The organism is Clostridium aestuarii, from assembly GCF_026735135.1.
Classification (GTDB): domain Bacteria; phylum Bacillota; class Clostridia; order Clostridiales; family Clostridiaceae; genus Clostridium_H; species Clostridium_H aestuarii.
In genome coordinates, this window is the sequence record NZ_JAPQER010000023.1 from 1 (window position 1) to 2,381 (window position 2,381).

2 protein-coding genes and 1 pseudogene are annotated in these 2,381 nt (G+C 30.0%); all 3 read left to right on the forward strand.

The window, feature by feature from the left end; genetic code table 11:
• A partial coding sequence (locus OW763_RS16735; protein ID WP_268042734.1) for a PLP-dependent transferase occupies nt 1-109 on the forward strand: 109 nt, incomplete at its 5' end.
• Between the two features lie 388 nt (nt 110-497).
• Entirely contained in the window at nt 498-1,871 is a 1,374-nt protein-coding gene (locus tag OW763_RS16740) for a Na+/H+ antiporter NhaC family protein (protein ID WP_268042733.1), read from the forward strand.
• A gap of 353 nt (nt 1,872-2,224) precedes the next feature.
• Nucleotides 2,225-2,381: pseudogene (locus tag OW763_RS16745) on the forward strand (methionine gamma-lyase); the annotation flags it as partial.

Consider the following 2,381-nt stretch of genomic DNA (forward strand, 5'->3'; position numbering starts at 1 on the left):
AGCAGCAGCAGGAATAAGTGATGGATTAGTTAGATTATCAGTTGGTCTTGAAACTGCAGAAGATATAATTGCTGATTTAAAACAAGCTTTAGATTTAATAGTAAAATAGAAGTTAAAGTATAATTTTTGATTCAAGATTGGCAAAAGTAACAAATTAATTGTAAGGGAATACGTTCTTTACAATTAATTTGTTTTTTGTACTAAAAGGAAAAAGGCTCATCCGTAAATTTTGTGATTAAAAGTTATAAATATAGTTTAAATATTTGGTTTTACAAAATCTCTCCCCCGAGATACAAATGTATACCTTTTCAATATTGAACTATATTTAAGTGAATTATGTATGCAACTAGTAACATATTAAAAATTGTATACATAATTCACTAATCTGATAGCTATTATAATATTCACAAAATTACAAGACGAACCAAAATCATATTAATATACTAACAAATCTAATTATACTATATTTTTAAAAAATTTAGAAGGAGGTTTTTCATATGAAAGATAAAAAAAATATTCCAATATCTAATGGAAAGGCACTTATACCGTTTGTAGTATTTATAGCTGTATACCTTGGGAGTGGTTTAATATTACAGGCTAAGGGCGTGAAAATGGCATTTTACCAATTGCCAGCTCCGGTAGCTGTATTTGCTGGAGTTATTACAGCGTTTATTTTATTAAAAGGTTCAATAAATGAAAAATTTGATACATTTGTAAAAGGGTGCGGAAATGAAGATATAGTTATTATGTGTATGATTTATTTACTAGCAGGAGCTTTTGCATCTGTATCTAAAGCAATGGGAGGCGTGGATTCTACAGTAAACTTAGGATTGACTTATATACCACCTCAATATGTAATGGCAGGGTTGTTTCTTATAGCAGGATTTATATCAATTGCTACAGGAACTTCTGTTGGAGCTATTGCAGCGGTAGCTCCTATTGCAATAGGAACTTCTGCAAAAGCGGGACTAGCTCTTCCACTTACATTAGCGGCAGTATTAGGTGGAGCGATGTTTGGAGATAATTTATCAGTGATATCTGATACAACAATTGCATCAACAAGAACGCAGGGGTGTGATATGAGGGATAAATTTAAAGTCAATATATATTTATCAACCCCTGCGGCAATAATAACAATTATTTTACTTTTGATTTTTGGACATCCTACAGATATACCTGCAATGCAAACCTATTATTTTAATATAATAAAAGTATTACCATACATATTTGTATTAGTTTTGGCTCTAGTTGGGGTTAATGTTTTTGTTGTTTTAACTGGAGGTATATTTCTATCAGGAGCAATTGGATTGTTTTATGGAGATTTAACAATTTTGAGTTTAGGTAAAAATATATTTGCTGGATTTACTAATATGACAGATATCTTCTTATTATCAATGCTTACTGGAGGGCTAGCTGAATTAGTTACTAGGGCAGGTGGAATACAATTTTTATTAGATAAAGTTCAAACTATGATAAAAGGAAGAAAAACTGCGGAATTTGGTATTGCTACTCTTGTTTCATTAACAGATGCTGCAGTTGCTAATAACACAGTTGCTATAATAATAAATGGACCTATAGCTAAGAAGCTTTGTTATAAATATAAAGTAGACCCACGTAAAAGTGCAGCGCTATTAAGTACATACTCATGTGTAATACAAGGATTTATTCCTTATGGAGCACAATTGTTAATATTAACAAGTTTTACTAAAGGTGCGGTTTCTCCATTGGAAATAATTCCATTATTATGGTTTCAACAACTACTATTAATTTCAACTGTCATAGCAACGTTTGTTCCATATGCAGATAATCTTATGAGAAAAGAACCTTGGAATTGGTCAAATGTAGAAGTGTTAGAAGAAAAAGCAGCATAAACATGTAATTAAATATAGCAAAAATGCTCTTGAAAGAGTTGGGCTTTCAAGAGCATTTTTTTATAAAAAATAGTTAAGTGGAAATAAAAAAAACAAATGGAAAATAAAATTTACATAATTAGTGACAAAGTGGTTAGAAAACTTTACAAAATATTAAATTGAATTTTATTATTATGAATTTGAAAAAATAGAGAAATGGGATCAACTATGGGGTTTGGATGTTTGTTTGTAAAAAAAACATATAATTCTTAAAGATATTTGTAGCTTGGCATAGTACTTGCTATTAATATTTATGAAAACAATTACAATAATGAAATAGATAATAAATATAAAATTCTAAGGAGGCAATATAAATGAATAAAGAACATATGGCAAAAATGGGCGTTGCAACACAAGCTATACACGGAGGACATGCAGGAGACAAGCAATTTGGATCATTAGCTACTCCAATATTCCAAACATCTACATTTATATTTGATTCAGCAGAACAAGGTGGAAGAAGATTTGCAG

Bases quoted from the DNA above. Each gene is read 5' to 3' on its own strand.
- OW763_RS16740 (WP_268042733.1), top strand. From the start codon at position 498: ATGAAAGATAAAAAAAATATTCCAATATCTAATGGAAAGGCACTTATA.